This is a genomic window from Oceaniglobus sp. K40-3 (assembly GCF_055808395.1).
Genome location: NZ_CM147868.1, coordinates 2114055 through 2135597 on the forward strand (window position 1 = coordinate 2114055; position 21543 = coordinate 2135597).

A 21543-nucleotide genomic window follows, 5' to 3' on the forward strand; every position below is an offset into this window, starting at 1 on the left:
ACTCTGAGGAATGCCAAAATGCTAACGAAGACCGATTATATACTGCGCAGTCTCCAGAAAATTCGAAACAAAAAATGGGAATTCTTTATTATTTCACGGATTATACATGTGCTGGACGATGACGAAATTGAGTTTGTGACGCAGCAATATGTACGAAAGGAAGACGGTACCTACGCGCTAACTGACCTATATTTTCCACAATTCAATCTTCATCTTGAAATTGATGAGCCGCCCCATGAGGAGGAAATCGCTAAACAGAAGGATACGCTTCGGACTCGAGACCTTGTTTTGGTGACAGGACATACAATCGATAGATTGAAGACCCAGAAGGAAGGCGAAACTCCCAAATCTTTGTCTGAAATCAGAAATGAAGTGGATGAATTCGTTAAGAAAATACAAGACCAAAAAGAAGAGATGATGAAATCTGGTTTTGTGCCTTGGAATTACGAAACGCGATACTCGCCTGAACCGGTGATCGAGCGTGGGGTTGTGAAAGTCTCGGACAATGTCGTGTTTCGGACGCAGGTCGACGCTATGCGATGCTTCGGGTTTAAGGGCAACGGCTGGCAGAAAGGTGCATGGACAATTCCGGATGGCTCCAACAACTATTTGTGGTTCCCAAGGTTGTTCGAGCACGGCATGTGGCGGAATGAACTTTCGGAAGATGGGAAAGAAATCCATGAGAGGGCAATCAACTCTGATGGAAGGGCATCGATCGAAAAGCAAAGACGGGACATTAGTGAGCAACCGAACCGAAGGGCCATCGTCTTTGCAAAGGCAAAAGATGCACTTGGGTACAACTTGCTTCGATATGTTGGCACCTTTCAGCCAAGACTATCAGAAGAATATCCGGAGGTTATTACTTTTGATCGGGTTGCGACGTGCGAGAAGGTTCATCGTTGACAGTTCGAAGACGATTGGCGGCCTTATATTCCAGCCGATGTCACCCTACGGGGATCGCCCTTCACAGTCAGAAATAACAGGCTTTTTCTGGGTAGGGACTGATGTGAAATCACAGTTATGAACCGGCTCCAATAGCGACCGATTTGACCCGCTCGGTGTACGGAACATTGGCTCTCTTGCAGCGGATAGCGAAAAGCCGTGATGCGTCTGTTGCACCAAATACAACCCGCGATCAGATGAGGTTTTGGCGGGCGGCTCAATGAACCGCCCGCCTGTCGTTCAGCCCAGCAGCGCCTTGACCTTTTCGGCGGTTGCTTGCGCGGTGATGCCCATTTTCTCGTAAACCGTTTCGGCGGGGGCGGAGGCGCCAAAGCCTTGCATGCCGACGAAATCGGCCTTTTCGCGCCGTCCCCGTTCGCCAAACAGCCATGTGTCCCAGCCGAACCGCGCGCCGGCCTCGATAGCGACGCGCACCGGGCCTGCGGGCAGGACTTTGCGCCGGTAGGCTTCGTCCTGCTGTTCGAACAGCTCCCAGCAGGGCATGGAGACAACGCGGGTGCCGATGCCTTCGGCCTCGAGCAAGTCACGCGCCGCCAGCGCAATGGACACTTCCGAGCCAGTGGCCATCAGGATCGCGCGCCGCTTTTCCCCGGCCTCGGCCAGCACATAGGCGCCCTTGGCGGTCAGGTTGGCAGTCTTGTGCTCGGTGCGCACCGTTGGCAGGCCTTGCCGCGACAGGGCAAGAACCGATGGGTTGGTGGTGGTGGTCAGCGCCAGTTCCCAGGCCTCGGCGGTTTCTATGCTGTCGGCGGGGCGGAACACGTGCATGTTGGGCGTGGCGCGCAGCATGGCCAGATGTTCCACCGGCTGGTGGGTCGGGCCGTCTTCGCCAAGGCCGATGGAATCGTGGGTCATCACGTAAACCGCAGGCACCCCCATCAGCGCCGAAAGCCGCATCGCGCCACGGGCGTAATCGGTGAAACACATGAAGGTGCCGCCATAGGGGCGCACGCCACCGTGCAGCGCCATCCCGTTCAGCGCCGCCGCCATGCCGTGTTCACGAATGCCAAAGTGGATATAGCGGCCCTTGCGGTTGTCGGTGTCGAATATGCCCAGATCCGCCGTCAGGGTGTTGTTGCTGCCCGTGAGGTCAGCCGAGCCGCCGATGGTTTCGGGCATGATCGGGTTGACCACCTCAAGCACCATCTCGCTGCTTTTGCGGGTGGCGACCTTGGGGGCGCTTTCGCTCAGTTGCTTTTTCAGGGCGCGGATGGTGCTGGCCAGCTTTTTCGGCGCTTCCATGTCGAACATACGGTTGAACAGGGCCTGGCGGTTGTCCGACAGCCCGGCCAGATTGTCCTGCCACTGGTCAAAGGCGCTGTCGCCTTGCCGGCCGACACCTTCCCACCATGATTTGATATCCGACGGGATGTCGAATGGGCCATGGGGCCAGCCCCAGGTTTCGCGCGCCGCTTCGATCAATGCGGGATCGGTCAGCGCGCCGTGGCCCTTTGAGGTGTCCTGCGCCGTGGTGCCAAAGGCGATATGGGTCTTGCAGGCAATCATCGACGGCCTGTCGCTGGCCTTGGCGGCGGCGATGGCGGCATCGATCGCCTCGGGGTCGTGGCCGTCGATCGCCTGAACATGCCAGCCAGAGGCGGCAAAGCGTTGTTCCTGATCGGTGTTGTCGGCCAGGCTGACCTTGCCGTCGATGGTGATATTGTTGTGATCCCAGAACACGATCAGCTTGCCCAACTGCTGCCGCCCGGCAAGGGCGATTGCCTCTTGGCTGACGCCTTCCATCAGGCAGCCGTCACCGGCGATGACAAAGGTGTGGTGATCGACGATCTTTTTTCCGAACCGGGCGCGCAAGGCCTCTTCCGCGATGGCAAAGCCGACGGAATTGGCCAACCCCTGACCCAGCGGGCCGGTGGTGGTTTCGATGCCCGTTGCGTGGCCATATTCGGGATGGCCGGCGGTGATGGCACCCCATTGGCGGAAATTCTTGATCTGCTCGATGGTCATATCGGCGTAACCGGTCAGGTGCAGCAGCCCATAAAGCAGCATGGAGCCGTGCCCCGCCGACAGGATGAACCGGTCGCGGTCGGGCCAGTTGGGGTTGGCGGCGCTGAATTTCAGGTGCTTTGAAAACAGCACGGTTGCCACGTCTGCCATGCCGATCGGCATTCCGGTGTGCCCGGAGTTGGCAGCGGCGACAGCATCAAGCGCCAGAACGCGCAGGGCGGCGGCATGGTTCCAGTGGTCTGGCGCCTGTGCGCGCAGGGTGGCGATGTCCATGGGTCTGTCCTTCATGAATCTGATCGGGGCTTGCCCGGGTGATAGCAGCCCGGGGGCTAAGTTCAAGCGTGCGGGCGGCCGAACGGGGGGCTTTGGCGCTCAAATCGCAGGTTGGGGGCTGAATTCGGGTTTGACTTGGGGTTAAATGGTGCTGACAGCATAAGAAACGATTCTGCAGCAGGCAGGAACAAGGACGGATTTCATGAATGACATGAGTGAGCTGGAGCGGCGAATTTCCGCAGCACTTGACCGGATTTCCACCCATGTGACCACCCTGCAACGCCCGGCCCCCCACCAGAGCCGGAGTCCGCAGAGGAGGAGGCGGCAAAGCTGCCCCCCGCGTCCGAGCTGATGGCCGATCTTGAATCCGAACGCGCGGTGACAGCGCAATTGGAGGAACGGGTGCGCGCGATCAAGGAACGGCAGGATACCAGGGTGGCGGAACTGGAAACCAATCTGACCGCGGCGCAAAACCGGGTTGCGGCCCTTGAGGAAGAAAACGCCGCCCTGCAAAAGGACGCGGCAAACAGCGATGGTGATGACGACACCGAGGCCCTGCGCCGCGAACTGTCCGACCTGCGCGCCGAACGCGAGGCCGAGCGCGCCGAAATGGCGGAAATCCTGGCCGAACTGCAACCCATCGTCGAGGAGAGCGCCCGTGCCTGAGATCAAGATCAATATCGGTGGCCGTACCTTTGATGTCGCCTGTCAGGAAGGCGAGGAACACTACCTGCAATCCGCCGCGCGCACCCTGGATGCCGAGGCCGCCGTGCTGGTGGGCCAGATCGGGCGGCTGCCCGAGGGGCGCATGTTGCTGATGTCGGGGCTGATGCTGGCCGACAAGACGGCGGGCATGGAAGAACAGGTGCGCGCCAACGAACAGACGATCGCCAGCCTTCAGGCGCAACTTGCCGAAGCACAGGCCCAGACCGAGGCCTTGCGCAACGCGCCCCCCGAGGCCGAGCGGGTCGAGGTGCCGGTGATTCCGGCGTCGGTGGTGGAAACCATGGCCGAACTGGCCGCCCGCGCCGAAGCCATTGCCGACGATGCCGAAGAACGGGCAACCGCATGATCCGCACAGCACAGATTGCCCTTGCCCTGACGCTGCTGGGCGGAACCGCGCAGGCTGATGTTTCGGTTGTGGTTTACCATTGTGAACGGGATGCCACGCTTTCGGCGGCCTATGTCACCGGTGGCGACGATACCGATCTGGCGATCATGCCCATCGAGGGCCGGTTGGTCGCGCTGGAACGTGCGCGGTCCGGGTCGGGCGTGCTCTATGCCGAGGTGGGGCAGGACGAGGGATATATCTGGTTTACCAAGGGGGACGAGGCGCTTTTGGGCCACGGGGGTGTAAAAGGCACCACGATTCTGTCGGGGTGCCGCGCCGCCGAAGAATGACCGGCGGCGCGATTGCTACGCTCAGCCGTTGGCTTCGCGGATCTTGTCGGCGGCGTCCTTGTCGAACGTCACACCGTTTTCCGAGAACAACGTGTCGAGTTCACCCGATAGCGTCATTTCGGTGATGATGTCACAGCCGCCAACGAATTCGCCCTTGACGTAAAGCTGTGGGATCGTCGGCCAGTCGGAATAATCCTTGATGCCCTGACGCACCCCTTCATCGGCCAGCACATTCACATCGGCGTAATCCACGCCCATGAAATTCAGCACACCGGCCACGCGGCTGGAAAAGCCGCATTGGGGCATTTCCTTGGTGCCTTTCATGAACAGCACAACATCGTTGGCGGTCACGGTTTGTTTGATTTGTTCTTCAGCGCTCATTCTGGTTTGTCCTTTTTGCGATCACGACGTGAGGCGCCCTTGAGATGGGGGCGAAGCGCGCCATAGGTTATCAGTACGACAAGGCCGATTGCCGCAAACAACGGCCAGCCTTCGGTGAAAAGCGTGTTCACGCGGTGCCCGGGGCCTTGGTGGTCAGCGCCAGCGCGTGCAATTCACCGCTGGAGCCGTCCATCTTGCCCTTGAGCGCGGCATAGACGGCACGCTGTTGCTGTACACGGTTCATGCCTGCGAATGAGGCATCCACCACCTCGGCGGCGTAATGGTTGCCGTCGCCGCGCAGGTCGGTGATGGTGATCTTTGCCTGCGGAAAACTCTCGCGGATCAGGGCTTCGATGTCCTGGGCCTGCATTGCCATGGTGGGCTCCTTTGCCTGGTCGTTTGCAATCTATGGCGCGTGGGCGGGCGCTTCAAGGTTGAAGGTGTCGCGGGGGATCAGCCCACCGCGGTGGCAAAGCTGCTGCGGTAAAGCTGTGACAGGGTGGCAAGGGGGGTGGTTGAACCGCCCAATTGCACATCTTCACCGCCAAACCGGCCCACCGTGGCAATGGGAACCCCGGCACCGTGCGCATAATGCATCAGCGCCTCGGCTGCATCAAAGGTGCAGGCGATCAGGTAGCGGGCCTGATCCTCGCCGAACAGGAACGCCGGATCGCTGCTGTCCAGCGTCAGGCCGATGCCTGCGCCTTCGGCCATTTCAAACGCGGCAAGGGCAAGGCCGCCGTCCGACAGATCGGTTGCGGCGGTGATCCATTCGCGGTTGCGTTGCACAAAGGTGGCGTTGGCCTTTTCGGCGTCCAGATCGACCGGGGGCGCGTCGCCTTCGCAGCGGGCAAACATTTCAGCCAACAGGGCGGATTGCCCAAGGTGGCCTTCGGTGGCGCCGATCAGGATGGCATAATCCCCGTCAGCGGGGCGCCCCGCGATCAGTTGGTCGGCATTTTCGATCAACCCGACCGCGCCGATGGTGGGGGTGGGCAGAATGCCGGTGCCGTCGGTTTCATTGTAAAGCGACACATTGCCCGACACGATGGGCATATCAAGGGCGGAACAGGCCGCACCGATGCCTTTGATGGCGCAGACAAGCTGACCCATGATTTCCGGCTTTTCGGGGTTGCCGAAATTCAGGTTGTCGGTGGTGGCCAGGGGCCGGGCGCCCACGGCGATCAGGTTGCGGTATGCCTCGGCTACGGCCTGTTTGCCGCCCAATTCGGGGTTTGCCTTGACGTAACGCGGCGTGACATCCGAAGTGAACGCCAGCATCTTTTCGGTGCCGTGAACCCGGACGATGCCCGCCCCAAGGCCCGGCGCGCGGGCGGTGTCGGCCATGACCTGCGTGTCGTATTGTTCATAAACCCATTGTTTGGCGCCGTAGTTCGCCGAGGTGATCAGTGCGCGCAGCCCCTCCATCGGGTCAATGTCTAGGGTTTCGGTGAACGGTTCGGCAGGGGGCGTTGCCACCCACGGGCGTTCATATTCCGGCGCGGTGCCCGACAGGGCCTTGAGCGGCAGATCGGCCTTCACCTCGCCATTCAGCAGGATCAGGAACCGGTCTTCGGCGATGGTTTCACCGACGATGGCGAAATCCAGATCCCATTTGTCGAACACCGCCTTTGCCTTGGCCTCCAGCTCGGGCCTCAGCACCATCAGCATCCGTTCCTGAGATTCGCTCAGCATCATTTCATAGGCGGTCATGTGGCTTTCACGCACCGGCACCTTTTCAAGGTCCAGCCGCACCCCAAGGTTGCCCTTGTCGCCCATTTCAACGGCAGAGCAGGTAAGGCCCGCCGCGCCCATATCCTGAATTGAAATCACGGCGCCCGTCGCCATCAGCTCCAGCGTGGCTTCCATCAGGCGCTTTTCGGTAAACGGATCGCCCACCTGCACCGTGGGGCGCTTTTCCTCGATCGTGTCGTCGAATTCGGCGCTGGCCATGGTGGCACCGCCCACGCCATCGCGCCCGGTTTTCGCGCCCAGATACACCACCGGCATCCCGACGCCCGAGGCGGCGGAATAAAAGATCGCATCGGTATCGGCCAGACCGGCGGCAAAGGCATTGACCAGACAATTGCCGTTATAGGCGGCATCAAAGCGCACCTCGCCGCCCACAGTGGGCACACCAAAGCAGTTGCCATAGCCGCCAACGCCCGCCACCACACCATGCACCAAGGTCCGGGTCTTGGGGTGATCCGGCGTGCCGAACGACAGCGAATTCATCGCGGCAATGGGGCGCGCGCCCATGGTGAACACATCGCGCAGAATGCCGCCTACACCGGTGGCGGCACCCTGATAGGGTTCGATATACGAGGGGTGGTTGTGGCTTTCCATCTTGAACACCACGGCCTGACCGTCACCGATATCCACCACACCGGCATTTTCACCGGGACCGCAGATCACCTGTGGGCCGGTGGTGGGCAGGGTGCGCAACCATTTCTTTGACGACTTATAGGAACAATGTTCGTTCCACATGGCGGAAAAAATGCCCAACTCGGTGAATGTCGGTTCACGGCCGATGATGTCGAGGAGGCGGGCGTATTCTTCGCCGTTCAGCCCATGGGCCGCAATCAGATCTTCGGTGATGGCTGGTTCTTGCATGTTCGTCTCCCCGGGGCGTTGGCACCTTTTAGACCGTGGCGCGCAGGGGGAAAGGGCCGACCGGGCCTGAGAGGGTGCGGGGGTGTTTGCGCAAAAAAAAGGCCGAGCACAAAGGCTCGGCCAAGTCCAACAGGGAGGTAGAAGCCAGTGGGCGCAAGCGCCGCTGCTGCCTTCTGAAGAGGCACCTATGCCTGCCGATGCAGCGTTTCAAGAAGAAACCGGGGGAATTGCTGCAATGCGGCTATGCACATGGTGCATAACGGCCTATGGCTCGGGCATTTCTGCCTGTTCCTTGACCCGCTGGCGGTGGCTTGCCAGTTCGTCGACCACGAAATCACGAAAAGCGTGAATGCGCCGCGATTGGCGCAGCTCTTCGGGATAGGCAAGGAAAACGGGCACTTCGGCGCTTTCGAAATCGGGCAGGACGCGCACCATGCGCGGGAAATCCTGAATCACGTAATCGGGCAGCACCCCGATGCCAAGCCCGCTCAGCACACCCTGCAAGACGCCGAAATAATTGTTCACGGTCAACAGGGACGGGATGTCGTGGGTCATCAGTTTTTGCACCATCATGGCCCCCGCCGTGACCTGCGCCGAACTGGCATTCTGGCAGATCAGGCGGTGCGTGCCGAGGTCTTCCTGCCGGGTGGGGGTGCCGTTCGCAGCAAGATAATCGGGCGAGGCATAAAGGCGCATGCGCACGGTAAACAGGCGTTTGCGGATCAGATCGGCCTGGCTTGGCTCTTTCATGCGGATGGCCAGATCGGCCTCGCGCATGGGCAAATCAAGCACATGTTCATCAAGAATCAGGTCGATCTTGAGGTCTGGATACTTGGCATAAAGCGCCGGCAGACGCGGCGCGAGCCAGAGCGAGCCAGAATCCGGTTGTGGTGGTGACGCGCAGTTCACCGAACACTTCCTCTTCGCTGTCCTTTATCCGGGCTGCGGCTGTATCAAGCCGTCGGGCCATGGCGCGTGTCGCATCATGGAGCAATTCGCCCTGTTCGGTGAGAATCAGCCCCCGGGCATGGCGGTGAAACAGGGTGGTGTTCAGCGATTCTTCCAGTGCCCTGATCTGGCGGGATACCGCCGATTGCGACAGGTGCAGCGAATCGCCGGCATGGGTCAGGCTGCCCGCTTCGGCCACCGCGTGAAATATTCTGAGCTTGTCCCAGTCCATATTACCCTCAATCCGTCGTCGACAGCGCTAACGACTTGTCACCTGTTACTTGTCGCCTACCGTGTAAAGCAAACGGTAACATGACGCGATTTGATTTTGTAGGTCAGGTTTTTTGACCTATACTGGGAATGTGCAGGATTGACGGCAGGGAGGGCTGGATATGCGGCAGGATGTTTCGCTTCACGACAGATATGATCTGGAAAAGGGTCAGGTTCTTTTGAACGGCACGCAGGCGCTGGTGCGGCTGATGCTGATGCAAAAGGCACGCGACCGGGCGGCGGGGCTGAACACCGCTGGCTATGTCACCGGGTATCGTGGATCGCCCCTTGGGGCGGTCGATATTGTGATGGGGCAGGCGGGTAAGGTTCTGACCAAATCCGATGTGCGGTTTCAGCCGGGCCTGAACGAAGATCTGGCCGCCACCGCCCTTTGGGGCACCCAACAGGCCGAACTGCGCGGCGAGGGCCGGTTCGATGGGGTGTTCGGGCTGTGGTATGGCAAAGGGCCGGGGGTGGATCGGTCGGGCGATGTGATGCGCCATGCCAACATGGCCGGGTCATCCACCCATGGCGGCGTGTTGATGGCCATGGGCGACGATCACACCGGCGAAAGCAGCACCGTCTGCCATCAAAGCGACTGGGCCATGGTCGATGCCTATATGCCCGTGTTGTCGCCGGCGGGGGTGCAGGAAATTCTAGATTACGGCCTCTATGGCTATGCTTTGTCGCGGTTTTCCGGGCTTTGGGCCGGGCTGAAGCTGATGAAGGACACGGTTGAGGTAACAAGCGTGATCGACGGGCGGCCTGACCGGATGTCGTTCGTGATGCCCGAATTCGACATGCCCGAAGGCGGGTTGAACATTCGCCTTGGCGATCACTGGATCCCGCAGGAGGCGCGGATCATCGACCACAAACGTTTTGCCGCCGAGGCGTTCGCCAAGGCCAACGGGATTGACCGCCGCATGATCGGCAAACCGGGCGCCACGATCGGGTTTGTGGCGGCAGGCAAGAACTGGCTTGATCTGACCCACGCTCTCAGCCTGCTGGGGCTGGATGATGGCGAATGCGAGCGGCTGGGCATCACCGCCTATAAGGTCGGGCAGACCTTTCCGCTGGACATGGATTCGTTTCACGACTGGGCCAGTGGCCTTGATCTGATCGTGGTGGTCGAGGAAAAGCGCAAGCTGCTTGAGGTGCAGATCAAGGAAGCGATCTTTGATGATCGGCAGGGGCGGCGCGTCTGGGGCTGGCGCATGGGCACCACCCACGGGCCGGAATTGTTTCCGACGCGCTTTGCCCTTGATCCGGTGATGATTGCCGAAAAACTGGGCAAAATCCTGATCGACGAAGGGCGGCGCACCGATGCCCTGGAAGGGGCGCTGGCGCGGCTGGATGGGGCGCGCAAGGCCGACAATGCGCCTGAAATCGCGGCGCGCTTGCCCTATTTCTGTTCTGGCTGCCCTCACAACTCCAGCACCAAGGTGCCCGACGGCAGCCGGGGGTATGCCGGGATCGGCTGTCATTTCATGGTGCAGTGGATGGACCGGGAAACCACCGGATTTACCCATATGGGCGGCGAAGGCGTGAATTGGGTTGGCGAGGCACCGTTTTCCAAGCGCGACCATGTGTTCCAGAACCTTGGGGACGGCACCTATAACCACTCGGGGGTGCAGGCGATCCGGTTTGCCCTGATGGCGGGGACGCGGATCACCTATAAAATTCTTTATAACGATGCCGTGGCGATGACCGGCGGCCAGCGCAACGATGGCGGCCTGACCGCCGAACAGATCGCGCGTGAAGTTCTGGCCATGGGCGTGCGCAATGTTTCCGTGGTCTATGACCCCAAGGAAGACGTTGATCTGTCGGCCTTTCCCAAGGGAATCGAGATTGCCGAGCGCGATGAACTGCCCAGGGTGCAAAAGGCGCTGGCCGAAAAGGACGGCGTCAGCGTTCTGATCTATATCCAGACCTGCGCCGCCGAAAAACGCCGCCGTCGCAAGCGCGGGCAATTCCCCGACCCGGATAAACGGGTGTTTATTGATACCGATGTCTGCGAAGGCTGTGGCGATTGCGGGGTGCAAAGCAACTGTGTGTCTCTGGTGCCGGTGGAAACGGAACTGGGGCGCAAACGGGCGATTGATCAATCTTCATGCAACAAGGATTTTTCTTGTGTTGCAGGGTTTTGCCCGTCGTTCCTCACAATTTCCGGCGGCAAGCCGCGCGCCGAGGCGACGGCGAATGTCGATGCCGGCACCCTGCCGATGCCCGATCTGCCCACGATCACCGGCACCCATAACGTGGTGATCACCGGCGTGGGCGGCACCGGGGTGGTGACCATCGGCGCGATCATGGCCATGGCGGCGCATCTGGATGGCAAAGGCGTGGGCATGATGGAAATGGCCGGGCTGGCGCAAAAGGGCGGCGCGGTGCATATTCATTGCCGTCTGGCGGATTCCCCCGGCGATATCAGCGCGATACGGGTGGCGACGGGGGAATGTGACGCCTTGATCGGTGGTGATCTGGTGGTGTCGGCGGGGGCCAAAACCATTGGGTTGATGAAACCGGGGGTGACGGGTGGCGTGGTGAACAGCCACGAGATTATCACCGGCGATTTCACCCGCGATACCGAGTTCCGCATTCCCGGTGACCGGCTGGCGCTGGCGTTAGAGGCGCGCTTGAAGGATCGCTTGCAACTCTTTGATGCAACGGAACTTTCCAAGGCATTGCTGGGCGATTCCATCTATTCCAACATGATGGTGTTTGGCGCCGCCTGGCAGATGGGGTTTATCCCGTTGAGCTTTGACGCGATTGATACGGCGATCGAACTGAACCGGGCCGCCGTTGATCGCAACCGCCGTGCGTTTGAACTCGGCCGGTGGGCGGCGCTTAACCCACAGAAGGTGCAGGATATTCTTACGCCAAAGGTTGTCGCCCTGCCAAAAAGCACCGAAGAACGTATCGCCTTTCGTGCCGATCACCTGATTGGGTATCAGGGGCAGGGATTGGCCAATCGTTATCGCAAGTTGGTCGAAGGGATTGCGGATCAAAAGGTGCGTGAGGCAGCTTCAAAAGGCTATCACAAGCTGTTGAGTTATAAAGACGAATACGAAGTGGCTCGATTGCTGAAAGACAGCCGCAAAAAGGCCGAGGCAGAGTTTGAGGGCGATCTGAAACTGACCTTTCACCTTGCCCCCCGATCATGACCCGGATGGGCGCCGATGGCCGCCCTGTCAAACGCACCTTCGGGCCGTGGATCGAACGCGCCTTTCCCCTGTTGGCGCGATTCAAGATGCTGCGCGGCACGTGGTTTGATCCGTTTGGCCGCACCGAAGAACGGCGCATGGAACGCGCCCTGATCCGCCAGTATGAAACGGATATGGCCGAGGTGCTGCCCTTGCTGAACGATGCAACCCGCGATGCGGTGGTGGCGCTGGCTGAACTTCCGTTGCAGATCAGAGGATACGGACCGGTCAAACAGGCCAATGAACAAAAGGCGGCCAAACGGCGCGAGGAAATATTGGCGGTGATCCGGTCGGGGGGCGACGGGATGGCAAAGGCGGCGGAATAGGGCGAGCGTTTGGGCGCGATGGCAAAGCGGTGATGGACTTCCTGCGCGCACAGACCTATGCCCAGAGTGACAGGCCCGCGGGCGCGCCCTGCGGGTTTGAATTCGTGGCTAGATACAAGGTCTGACATGGCAGTCGGGATTTTCGATTCAGGTCTGGGCGGTTTGACCGTGCTGGATGCGGTGGCGCGTCGGTTGCCCGAGGTGCCGTTTGTCTATCTGGGCGACAACGCCCATGCGCCTTATGGTGTGCGCGATTCACAGGATGTGTACGACCTGACCACCGCTGCCACTCGGCGGCTGTTTGATGCGGGCTGTGATCTGGTGGTTCTGGCGTGCAATACCGCCAGTGCCGCGGCCCTGCGGCGGATGCAGGAAAGCTGGATTCCGCCGGACAAGCGGGTTTTGGGCGTGTTTGTTCCGCTGATCGAGGCCCTGACCGAACGGCGTTGGGGCGATAATTCACCGCCCCGCGAAGTGGCGGTAAAACACGTGGCGCTGTTTGCCACGCCGGCCACCGTGCGCAGCCGTGCCTTTCAGCGCGAGTTGGCCTTTCGCGCCATCGGCGTGGATGTCGAGGCGCAGGCCTGTGGCGGGGTGGTGGATGCCATCGAGGAAGGCGATCTGATTTTGGCCGAGGCGCTGGTGCGCAGTCACGTTGATGCCCTGCGCCGCAAGATGCCCGAACCTCAGGCAGCGATTCTGGGCTGTACCCATTATCCGCTGATGGAAGATGTGTTTCAGGCGGCACTGGGGCCAAATGTCGAGGTGTATTCGCAGGCCAATCTGGTGGCCGAAAGCCTGGCGGATTACCTGCAACGCCACCCCGCCATGGTGGGCAGCGGCGCGGAATCGGCCTTTTTGACCACGGGCGAGCCGGGGCGGGTGTCGGACAAGGCTACGCAGTTCCTGCGACGTCAGATCACGTTTCAATCGGCCTGATCCTGTATTATGCGGCGCAGGGTTGCCGTTTTTTGCCCGGTGTTACCTGAAAAACGCCTCCGTTTCGTCGGGGTTTGTATAAGGATCGTGCCATGCGTGGGCTGAAGAAAAAGCGCCGGATTCAGGTGATTGTCGTTGCGGTGGTGGCGTTGGCGCTGTCCACCGGGTTGATCGGCTATGCCATGCGCGACGGGATCAACTTTTTCCGCTCGCCTGCACAGGTGATGGCTGAACCGCCCACGCCGGGCGAAGTGTTTCGCATTGGCGGGCTGGTGGCCGATGGCACCTTGCAGCGCGGTCAGGGGGAAACGATCACCTTTGCCGTGACCGACGGCGCGGCCACGGTGCCGGTGTCATATACCGGGGTTCTGCCCGATCTGTTTGGTGAGGGTCAGGGCATGGTTGGTACGGGACGTTACATCAACGGTGTCTTTCAAGCATCGGAAATACTTGCAAAACATGATGAAACATACATGCCGAAAGAAGTGATAGACGCGCTGAAGGAACAGGGCGTTTACGAGGCGCCGAACGGTTAGGTTCCGCAAGTTTAACCAATTCTACGCACCCTCACGGCGACGTTCATGCTGTGAAAAGGATGCGGAATGGTTTCGGTTCAGGCAATCGCCGATGAAATTGTCGCCCGCGAGGGCGGCTATGTGAACGACCCCGACGATCCGGGCGGCGCCACGAAATACGGGGTGACGCTGGCCACCCTGCAACGGCTTGGGGTTGATCTGACCGGTGATGGCCGGGTCAGTGCCGCCGACGTGAAACGACTGACCCTGGAGCAGGCGCGCGATATTTTCGTGCGCCATTATTTTGACGAACCGGGAATCGGGGATTTGCCCGAGGTCATCCAGCCCAGCGTGTTCGACATGTATGTGAACGCCGGGGCCAACGCGGTGAAGATCCTGCAACACCTGCTGTGCGACATGGGGGTGCGGGTGGCCGTGGATGGCCAGATCGGGCCGCAAACCATCGCAGCGGCACAAGTGGCCGAGGCGGCGGCACCGGGCCATTTCGCCGACGCCTATGGAATCGCGCGGCGCAATTATTACTACGCGCTGGCCGATAAACGCCCGGCGTCACGCAAATATGCAAGGCGCCGGGATGGCGGCAAGGGCGGATGGATCACCCGGGCGGAACAGTTCATCTCGCCGCGCTATCATCTGAGCGCGGCGGAACATGCACAACGGGTGGCATCATGGGGATGATTGAACGCGTGTTGGGGCTGTTGTTTGGCAACGGCAATGTCGTCGCGCGCACGGCCGAGGTGTTTCGCGAAAACGCCGAAGCGGCCGGGCAGCGCCAGAGTACGCTGAGTACTGCCGCGCTGGCGCAATTCGCCGCGGAATCGGCACAGGTGCCCTGTGGCCGGTTTGATCGGTTTGTCGACGGGCTGAACAGGTTGCCCCGTCCGGCGCTGGCCTTTGGCACCCTTGGGATGTTCGTGGCGGCCATGGTTGATCCGGTGTGGTTTTCCCGGCGCATGGTGGGTCTTGCCTTGATCCCCGAGCCCTTGTGGTGGCTGTTGGGCGCCATCGTTTCGTTTTACTTCGGCGCGCGCCATCAGGCGAAAGGACAGGCATTTCAACGCAGTATTGCCGCCAGCCTGGCCCGTGCGCCACAGGTGAGCGAGGCGCTGGACACCCTGCGCCCCGCCGCGCCCCCCACAAAGGAGCCGAGAGTTGAGCCAGTTCCATCGCACCGCCCCCCTGTTAACCCATGGCCCGAAACCGCCGCGTCCGCCGATCCGGCCCCGCGCGCCGCTTCGGGCAACGCCGCGCTTGATGACTGGCGGGCCGGGCATGGATGAGCTGTGGCGTCAGACCGTCGAGGCGCGGCTGATTGCGAGCGAAACCCGAAATGCGGTGGATGAGGTGCATCGCCTGAACGTGGAAAAGCGGCTGGGCGCCATCGAGGATCTGCTGAAATGGCTGGTGCGGCTGATCATTGGCGGCATCGTCATGGGGGTATTGGCCTTTACCCTGAAAGGCGGGTTCGGCCTGCTTTAGCCCGGCTGCGTCAAACCGCCATCCCCGGCGCGGTCACTTTTGCGTCGGGGGCCATTGGCGCGGCGCGCGCGGCAGAGTAACGTCGCGCCATGATTGTTGAACTCGGACATTTCACCCTGATCCTGGCCCTGATGGTGGCCATTGTGCAAACATTCGTGCCGTTGATCGGCGCGCACAAGGGGTGGCCCGGGTGGATGGCGGCGGCCGAACCTGCGGCCAAGGTGCAGGCGTTGTTGATCGCCTTTTCCTTTGGCGCGCTGACCTATGCCTTTGTCACCTCGGATTTCTCGGTGTTGCTGGTGGTCGAAAATTCGCACACCCTTAAACCGCTGCTGTATAAATTCGCCGGGGTTTGGGGCAATCACGAAGGGTCGCTGCTGCTCTGGTGTTTGATCCTGTCGGTTTTCGGGGCCAGTGCGGCGTGGTTCGGCGGCAATTTGCCCACCTCGCTGCGCGCGCGGGTGTTGGCGGTGCAGGGCGCGATCGGTGTCGCGTTCCTTGCCTTTCTGTTGCTCACCTCAAACCCGTTTCTGCGCCTTGCAACGCCCCCTTTGACGGGCAGGATCTGAATCCGCTGTTGCAGGATCCGGGTTTGGCGTTTCACCCGCCGTTTCTTTATCTTGGCTATGTCGGGTTAAGCATGACCTTCAGTTTCGCCATCGCCGCCCTGCTGGAGGGGCGCGTCGATGCCGCATGGGGCCGTTGGGTGCGCCCCTGGACGCTGGCCGCATGGATTTTTCTGACCATCGGCATCGCGCTTGGGTCTTGGTGGGCCTATTACGAATTGGGCTGGGGCGGGTTCTGGTTCTGGGATCCGGTTGAAAACGCCAGCTTCATGCCCTGGCTGATCGCCGCCGCGCTGTTGCATTCCGCCATCGTTGTGGAAAAGCGCGAGGCGTTGAAAAGCTGGACGATCCTTCTGGCGATCCTGGCCTTTGGGTTTTCCCTGATCGGCACATTCATCGTCCGTTCGGGGGTTCTGACCTCGGTTCATGCCTTTGCCAATGATCCCGAGCGGGGCGTTTATATCCTGCTGATCCTCGGGTTTTTCATGGGCGGCGCGCTGACACTGTTCGCGGCGCGGGCTGGCGCGATGGAGGCCAAGGGCGTGTTTTCCACCGTCAGCCGCGAAACCGCGTTGGTGGCCAACAATGTGTTGCTGACCGTGGCTTGTTTCGTGGTGTTTATCGGCACCCTCTGGCCGCTGATTGCCGAGCTGTTCTTTGACCGCAAACTTTCGGTTGGGGCGCCGTTCTTTAACGCGGCGTTCAGCCCTTTCATGGTAGCGCTGGCCGCGATCCTGCCGCTTGGGGCGCTGATGCCGTGGAAACGGGCGCGGATCGGGCGGGTGGTGCGCCCGCTTTGGGGCGCCCTGGCGCTGAGCCTTGCCTTGGGCGCGCTGGTTTGGACGATGCAGACGGGGCGCAGTTTTCTGGCCCCTGTGGCGCTCGTTCTGGCGCTGTGGATCTGCCTTGGCGTGATGGCCGATCTGTGGCTGCGGGGCGGACGGGGCAATGTCATGTCGCGTCTGGGCCGTCTGACGCGGCTGCCCCGGGCCGACTGGGGCAAATCCGTGGCCCATGGCGGTTTCGGCATCACCATGTTTGGCATCTGTGCCATGACCGCCTGGCAGACCGAGGATATTCGCGTGGCACATATCGGCGAAACCTTTGAGGTTGCCGGATATAACGTGACCCTTCAGGATGTGCAAAAGGGGCGCGGGCCGAATTATTTCACCACCATGGGTGTTCTCGATCTTGAAAAAGGCGGGCGAACCATTCGTCTGACCCCGGAAAAGCGGCTTTATCCTGTGGCGCGGATGCCCACCACCGAGGCGGCGATTCACAACGGTATCTTCCGTGATCTGTATGTGGTGATCGGCGATCCGCAGGATGGCGGCGGCTGGACTGTGCGGACCTTTGTGAAACCCTTTGCCAACTGGATCTGGATGGGCTGTATCATCATGGCCTTTGGCGGCGCGCTGAGTCTCAGCGACCGGCGCCACCGGGTGGCGGCAGGGGCGCGCCGGACGCGCGGCGCGGTGCCCGCCGAATGAGGTGGCTTGTCCTTTTCCTGTGTTTGTGGACGCTGCCCGCTCTGGCGGTTGAACCCGATGAAATGCTGGCTGATCCGGTGCTGGAGCATCGCGCCCGCGAGATTTCAAAGGGCCTGCGCTGTCTGGTGTGTCGCAACGAACCCATTGATGCCAGCGACGCCGATCTGGCTCGCGATCTGCGCCTTTTGGTGCGCGAACGGGTGGCGGCGGGGGATACCGATGAACAGGCGGTTGCCTATATCGTGGATCGGTACGGTGAATATGTGCTGCTTGATCCGCCTGCCAGTGGTTCGACCCTGATTCTGTGGCTGGCGGGGCCTGCCATGCTGTTGCTGGCCGGGGGCATCGCCTTGATTTACCTGCGCAGCCGCCGCCCCGAGGTGGCACAGGCGGGGTTGTCGACGGCGGAACAGGCCGAGCTTGACCGGATTATCGGCTCGTAACCCAGCGTTTCCCTTTTGTGAACCGATCTGTTCAGCCATGCTGTGCCCCAGGCCCAGATCAAAGGAACAGCCGATGCAATACCAGACAATCCGCCTGTCGATGCGCGACAACATGGCGGTGCTTACCCTGCGCCGCCCCGAGGTGATGAACGCCCTGAACACCCAGATGCGTGCCGAAATCCTGCACGCGGTCAAGGCCGCCGAAAAAGAGGCGCGGGTGCTGGTGATGACGGGGCAGGGGCGCGCGTTTTGCTCAGGGCAGGATCTGGGCGATGGGGCCAATGCGGCCAACATGGACCTGGAGCGGACCCTGCGCGACGAATATGTGCCGATGCTCAAGGCAATTTTCGATTGCACCATTCCCACCATCGCCGCCGTCAACGGCCCGGCGGCGGGGGCGGGGGCCAATCTGGCGCTGGCCTGCGATGTGGTGATCGCAACGGAAAGTGCTGTGTTTCTTCAGGCGTTTACACGGATCGGCCTGATCCCCGATGCCGGTGGCACCTATTGGTTGCCCCGTCAGATGGGTGCAGCCAAGGCCATGGGCGCGGCCCTGTTTGCCGAGCCGATCAGCGCCCGGCAGGCCGCCGATTGGGGGATGATCTGGGAAGCGGTGCCCGACGTCGATTTCGCCGAACATTGGCAGGGCCGGGCGGCCAAGCTGGCACAGGGGCCGACGCGGGCCTATGGCCATGTGAAAAAGGCGATCCGCGAAAGTTTTGACCATACGCTGGACGAACAGCTTGCGGTCGAGGCTCGGTTGCAGGGTGATTGTGGGCAGTCGTTTGATTTCAAAGAGGGCGTTCTGGCCTTCCTTGAAAAGCGCCCCGCACGATACGAGGGGCGCTGAGAATCGTGTAATCCCCCGCGCGTTCGGGCGCGCGGGGTCTTGGGTCAGCGGTTCTCGACGTCGACGTAATCGCGCATGGTCACGCCCTGATACAGCTGGCGTGGGCGGCCGATTTTCAATTGCGGATCACTGATTTGTTCTTTCCACTGGGAAATCCAGCCGACCGTGCGCGCCAGGGCAAAGATCGGGGTGAACATCGAGGTGGGAAAGCCCATGGCGTCAAGGATGATCCCGGAATAGAAATCCACGTTGGGATAAAGCTTTTTCTCTTTGAAATAAGGATCTTCCAGCGCCACGCGCTCCAATTCCTTGGCGACTTGCAGGGTCGGGTTGTTTTCGATCCCCAGCAGCTCCAGCACCTCGTCGGCGGATTGTTTCATCACCTTGGCGCGGGGATCGAAGTTTTTATAGACCCGGTGACCAAAGCCCATCAGGCGGAACGGATCGTTCTTGTCCTTCGCCCGTTCGATGAATTCGGGGATGCGGTCGGGCGTGCCGATTTCGCGCAGCATTTCCAGACAGGCCTGATTGGCGCCACCGTGGGCAGGCCCCCAGAGACAGGCGATACCGGCCGCGATGCAGGCAAACGGATTGGCCCCGGAGGAAGACGCCAGACGCACGGTCGAGGTGCTGGCGTTCTGTTCGTGATCGGCATGCAGGGTGAACACCCGGTCCATCGCGCGGCTGAGGATCGGATTTACCTGATATTCCTCGCTCGGCACGCTGAAACACATGCGCAGGAAGTTCGAGGCGTAATCCAGATCGTTACGCGGATAAACAAACGGCTGTCCGATGGAATATTTATAGGCCATGGCCGCAATCGTCGGCATCTTGGCAATCAGGCGGATCGAGGCGACCTCACGCTGCCAGGGGTCGGAAATATCGGTGCTGTCGTGATAAAACGCCGACATGGCCCCGACAACGCCAACCATGGTTGCCATGGGGTGCGCATCGCGCCGGAAACCCCGGAAAAAATAATGCATCTGTTCGTGAATCATCGTGTGATTGGTCACGCGATCTTCGAAATCCTCGATCTGATCGGCCGTGGGCAGTTCACCATAAAGCAGGAGATAGCACACTTCGAGAAAATGCGATTTTTCGGCAAGCTGATCAATCGGATAACCACGGTGCAGCAAGATGCCCTTGTCGCCGTCGATAAAGGTGATTTCGCTGTCGCAGGCCGCGGTCGAGGTAAAGCCCGGATCATAGGTGAAAACGTCGGCCTGGGCATAGAGTTTGCGAATGTCGATCACATCGGGCCCGGCGGTGGGCGAATGGATCGGCAGGTCATAGGTTTTACCATCGATCGTCAGGCTGGCAGATTTCTGTGTGTCGGCCATTGCGGTTCCTTCCTGTTCGGATGACCGCGCTGTGGGCGTGGTCCCGGGTTTATTTCAAGAGAGCCTGGCCCCGAGTGGTGGGGCCGGCCAGATCACTCAAACATCGCCAAGCCGGGCGAGCGTTTCGTCGCGCCCGAGCGTCAGCATCATATCAAATACACTGGGGGTCGCTGTGCGACCGGCGAGTGCAGCCCGAACCGGCGCTGCCAGTTTGCCCAGCCCGACGCCATTTGCTTCGGCAACAGTGGCTGCTGCGGCTTCCAGACTGTCCCGGGTCCAGCTAGCATTTTGCAGGTGCGGCGTCAATTGGGCCAGCATACCACGGGATACGGAATCCAGCGCCTTGGCTGATTTTTCATCGGGCTGCACCGGGCGATCAATCAGGCAGAAGTGCGCCTTTTCAAGGAGTTCCGGGTAAGACTTCGCGCGTTCCTTGAGGTGCGGCATCGCCTTTTCCAACGCCGCGATCCGCGCGTCAGACAGGGCAGGAAGACCGGCTGCCGCGAGGTAACCAACAATTCCTGTAACCAATGCAGCATTGTCCATGGCCGCGATATGCTGTCCGGTCAGATGTGCCAGTTTCTTGAAATCCAGCCGGGCAGGTGCCTTGCCGATTCCATCCAGATCGAACCAATCCAGGGCCTGGGAATCGGTGAAAAACTCATCATCCCCATGGGACCAGCCCAACCGCGCGAGATAGTTGCGCATGGCCGTATCGGGGTATCCCAGCGCCTCATATTCATGCACCCCAAGGGCACCGTGCCGTTTGCTCAGCTTCTTTCCGTCCTCTCCGTGAATCAGCGGAATATGCGCCCAGACCGGCACATCCCACCCCATGGCATTATACACCAGCATCTGGCGCGCCGCGTTGTTCAAATGGTCGTCGCCCCGGATCACATGGGTGACGCCCATATCGTGATCATCGACCACGACAGCCAGCATATAGGTGGGTGTACCATCGGATCGTAAACAAATCATGTCATCGAGCTGATCATTGCGGATCGTCACATCGCCCTGCACCCGGTCCTCGATCACCGTGGTGCCCTCAAGCGGGGCCTTGACCCGGATCGCAAAGGGCAAATTGGGGTGGTCGGCGGGGGCAACATCGCGCCAGGGCGAGCCGAAACAAAGTCGAGCGGCCCTCGGCCCGCGCGGTTTCGCGGAAAGCGGCGATTTCCTCTTGGGTCGAGAAACACTTATACGCCGCGCCCTTGGTCAGCATTTGCAGGGCCACCTCGGCGTGGCGCGGCGCGTTGGCCGACTGGCTGATCGCGTCGCCGTCCCAATCCAGACCCATCCAGCGCAGGCCGGTCAGGATCGCTTTGGTCGCTTCGGGGGTCGAACGGGCGATGTCGGTATCTTCGATCCGCAGCAGGAATTTCCCGCCACGTCCCCGGGCATAAAGCCAGTTGAACAAGGCCGTGCGCGCACCGCCGATGTGCAGAAAACCGGTGGGCGAGGGCGCGAAACGGGTGACGACGGGGGTGTCGGACGCGGGCGTGGACATGCGCGTTAACCTTCTTGAAACCAGTTGGGGGATAGAGTTCGTGAGGGTTT

The 21543-nt window shown here is 60.8% G+C and carries 16 protein-coding genes and 4 pseudogenes; 13 read left to right on the forward strand and 7 right to left on the reverse strand.

Annotation, left to right across the window (positions count from 1 at the left end; genetic code table 11):
* Positions 1–18: 18 nt before the first annotated feature.
* Positions 19–903, forward strand: a complete 885-nt coding sequence (locus tag AC0L7P_RS10985; protein ID WP_473432828.1) for an AbaSI family restriction endonuclease — start codon at positions 19–21, stop codon at positions 901–903.
* 279 nt (positions 904–1182) lie between these two features.
* Here AC0L7P_RS10985 and tkt read toward each other — a convergent pair whose 3' ends face one another.
* Positions 1183–3201 carry a transketolase gene (tkt, locus tag AC0L7P_RS10990; RefSeq protein WP_473432829.1) on the reverse strand — a complete coding sequence of 673 codons (2019 nt, stop codon included), beginning with the start codon at positions 3199–3201 and terminating at the stop codon, positions 1183–1185.
* 351 nt (positions 3202–3552) lie between these two features.
* Between tkt and AC0L7P_RS10995 the strand changes: the two genes are divergently transcribed.
* Genes AC0L7P_RS10995 through AC0L7P_RS11005 form a run of 3 tightly spaced genes read left to right on the forward strand, consistent with a single transcriptional unit; the run spans position 3553 to position 4602 of the window.
* On the forward strand, positions 3553–3867 hold the full coding sequence (locus AC0L7P_RS10995) for a hypothetical protein (protein WP_473432830.1): 315 nt from the start codon (positions 3553–3555) through the stop codon (positions 3865–3867).
* Positions 3860–4273 (forward strand): cell division protein ZapA, encoded by a 414-nt coding sequence (locus AC0L7P_RS11000; RefSeq protein ID WP_473432831.1) that lies wholly within the window; start codon positions 3860–3862, stop codon positions 4271–4273. The genes AC0L7P_RS10995 and AC0L7P_RS11000 overlap by 8 nt, the downstream gene beginning before the upstream one ends.
* Positions 4270–4602, forward strand: a complete 333-nt coding sequence (locus tag AC0L7P_RS11005; RefSeq protein ID WP_473432832.1) for an MliC family protein — start codon at positions 4270–4272, stop codon at positions 4600–4602. The genes AC0L7P_RS11000 and AC0L7P_RS11005 overlap by 4 nt, the downstream gene beginning before the upstream one ends.
* Before the next feature lie 21 nt (positions 4603–4623).
* Here the strand turns inward: AC0L7P_RS11005 and grxD are convergent, their stop codons facing one another.
* From grxD to AC0L7P_RS11025, 4 genes and pseudogenes are all read right to left on the reverse strand, one after another.
* Positions 4624–4983, reverse strand: coding sequence for a Grx4 family monothiol glutaredoxin (gene grxD, locus AC0L7P_RS11010; protein WP_473432833.1), 360 nt, complete (start codon positions 4981–4983; stop codon positions 4624–4626).
* Between the two features lie 127 nt (positions 4984–5110).
* On the reverse strand, positions 5111–5359 hold the full coding sequence (locus AC0L7P_RS11015) for a BolA/IbaG family iron-sulfur metabolism protein (protein ID WP_473432834.1): 249 nt from the start codon (positions 5357–5359) through the stop codon (positions 5111–5113).
* A 77-nt stretch (positions 5360–5436) separates the two neighbouring features.
* Positions 5437–7596 (reverse strand): phosphoribosylformylglycinamidine synthase subunit PurL, encoded by a 2160-nt coding sequence (purL, locus tag AC0L7P_RS11020; RefSeq protein ID WP_473432835.1) that lies wholly within the window; start codon positions 7594–7596, stop codon positions 5437–5439.
* A 264-nt stretch (positions 7597–7860) separates the two neighbouring features.
* Positions 7861–8776, reverse strand: a pseudogene (locus AC0L7P_RS11025) (LysR family transcriptional regulator).
* A 160-nt stretch (positions 8777–8936) separates the two neighbouring features.
* Here AC0L7P_RS11025 and AC0L7P_RS11030 point away from each other — a divergent pair.
* The 9 genes and pseudogenes from AC0L7P_RS11030 (at position 8937) to AC0L7P_RS11070 (ending at position 18646) form a co-directional block, all read left to right on the forward strand.
* Positions 8937–12343, forward strand: a pseudogene (locus AC0L7P_RS11030) (indolepyruvate ferredoxin oxidoreductase family protein).
* Positions 12344–12469: 126 nt separating this feature from the next.
* Positions 12470–13282: a glutamate racemase gene (locus AC0L7P_RS11035; protein WP_473432836.1), complete on the forward strand. Its 813-nt coding sequence runs from the start codon at positions 12470–12472 to the stop codon at positions 13280–13282.
* Positions 13283–13374: 92 nt separating this feature from the next.
* The gene (gene ccmE / locus AC0L7P_RS11040) at positions 13375–13818 is read left to right on the forward strand and encodes a cytochrome c maturation protein CcmE (RefSeq protein ID WP_473432837.1); all 444 of its coding nucleotides are present in this window, start codon (positions 13375–13377) and stop codon (positions 13816–13818) included.
* A 66-nt stretch (positions 13819–13884) separates the two neighbouring features.
* Positions 13885–14496 (forward strand): holin-associated N-acetylmuramidase, encoded by a 612-nt coding sequence (locus AC0L7P_RS11045; RefSeq protein WP_473432838.1) that lies wholly within the window; start codon positions 13885–13887, stop codon positions 14494–14496.
* Positions 14487–15098 (forward strand): holin family protein, encoded by a 612-nt coding sequence (locus AC0L7P_RS11050; protein ID WP_473432839.1) that lies wholly within the window; start codon positions 14487–14489, stop codon positions 15096–15098. The genes AC0L7P_RS11045 and AC0L7P_RS11050 overlap by 10 nt, the downstream gene beginning before the upstream one ends.
* Complete coding sequence (locus AC0L7P_RS11055) at positions 15091–15297, forward strand: pseudouridine synthase (protein ID WP_473432840.1); 207 nt, start codon at positions 15091–15093, stop codon at positions 15295–15297. The genes AC0L7P_RS11050 and AC0L7P_RS11055 overlap by 8 nt, the downstream gene beginning before the upstream one ends.
* 89 nt (positions 15298–15386) lie before the next feature.
* Positions 15387–17353, forward strand: a pseudogene (locus tag AC0L7P_RS11060) (heme lyase CcmF/NrfE family subunit).
* Complete coding sequence (locus AC0L7P_RS11065; protein ID WP_473432841.1) at positions 17350–17796, forward strand: cytochrome c-type biogenesis protein; 447 nt, start codon at positions 17350–17352, stop codon at positions 17794–17796. The pseudogene AC0L7P_RS11060 and the gene AC0L7P_RS11065 overlap by 4 nt, the downstream one beginning before the upstream one ends.
* A 73-nt stretch (positions 17797–17869) precedes the next feature.
* The gene (locus tag AC0L7P_RS11070) at positions 17870–18646 is read left to right on the forward strand and encodes an enoyl-CoA hydratase-related protein (protein WP_473432842.1); all 777 of its coding nucleotides are present in this window, start codon (positions 17870–17872) and stop codon (positions 18644–18646) included.
* Between the two features lie 44 nt (positions 18647–18690).
* On the opposite strand, the gene gltA is transcribed toward AC0L7P_RS11070, so the two are convergent.
* Together gltA and gltX are read right to left on the reverse strand one after the other, a co-directional pair.
* A complete protein-coding gene (gene gltA, locus AC0L7P_RS11075; protein WP_473432843.1) occupies positions 18691–19986 on the reverse strand; it encodes a citrate synthase in 1296 nt (431 codons plus the stop codon).
* Between the two features lie 96 nt (positions 19987–20082).
* A pseudogene (gene gltX / locus AC0L7P_RS11080) lies at positions 20083–21493 on the reverse strand (glutamate--tRNA ligase).
* Positions 21494–21543 lie beyond the last annotated feature (50 nt).

Coding starts and splice junctions, on each gene's coding strand:
- AC0L7P_RS10985 (WP_473432828.1), top strand. CDS start 19: ATGCTAACGAAGACCGATTATATACTGCGCAGTCTCCAGAAAATTCGA.
- tkt (WP_473432829.1), bottom strand. CDS start 3,201: ATGGACATCGCCACCCTGCGCGCACAGGCGCCAGACCACTGGAACCAT.
- AC0L7P_RS10995 (WP_473432830.1), top strand. CDS start 3,553: ATGGCCGATCTTGAATCCGAACGCGCGGTGACAGCGCAATTGGAGGAA.
- AC0L7P_RS11005 (WP_473432832.1), top strand. CDS start 4,270: ATGATCCGCACAGCACAGATTGCCCTTGCCCTGACGCTGCTGGGCGGA.
- grxD (WP_473432833.1), bottom strand. CDS start 4,983: ATGAGCGCTGAAGAACAAATCAAACAAACCGTGACCGCCAACGATGTT.
- AC0L7P_RS11015 (WP_473432834.1), bottom strand. CDS start 5,359: ATGGCAATGCAGGCCCAGGACATCGAAGCCCTGATCCGCGAGAGTTTT.
- purL (WP_473432835.1), bottom strand. CDS start 7,596: ATGCAAGAACCAGCCATCACCGAAGATCTGATTGCGGCCCATGGGCTG.
- AC0L7P_RS11035 (WP_473432836.1), top strand. CDS start 12,470: ATGGCAGTCGGGATTTTCGATTCAGGTCTGGGCGGTTTGACCGTGCTG.
- ccmE (WP_473432837.1), top strand. CDS start 13,375: ATGCGTGGGCTGAAGAAAAAGCGCCGGATTCAGGTGATTGTCGTTGCG.
- AC0L7P_RS11045 (WP_473432838.1), top strand. CDS start 13,885: ATGGTTTCGGTTCAGGCAATCGCCGATGAAATTGTCGCCCGCGAGGGC.
- AC0L7P_RS11050 (WP_473432839.1), top strand. CDS start 14,487: ATGGGGATGATTGAACGCGTGTTGGGGCTGTTGTTTGGCAACGGCAAT.
- AC0L7P_RS11055 (WP_473432840.1), top strand. CDS start 15,091: ATGGATGAGCTGTGGCGTCAGACCGTCGAGGCGCGGCTGATTGCGAGC.
- AC0L7P_RS11065 (WP_473432841.1), top strand. CDS start 17,350: ATGAGGTGGCTTGTCCTTTTCCTGTGTTTGTGGACGCTGCCCGCTCTG.
- AC0L7P_RS11070 (WP_473432842.1), top strand. CDS start 17,870: ATGCAATACCAGACAATCCGCCTGTCGATGCGCGACAACATGGCGGTG.
- gltA (WP_473432843.1), bottom strand. CDS start 19,986: ATGGCCGACACACAGAAATCTGCCAGCCTGACGATCGATGGTAAAACC.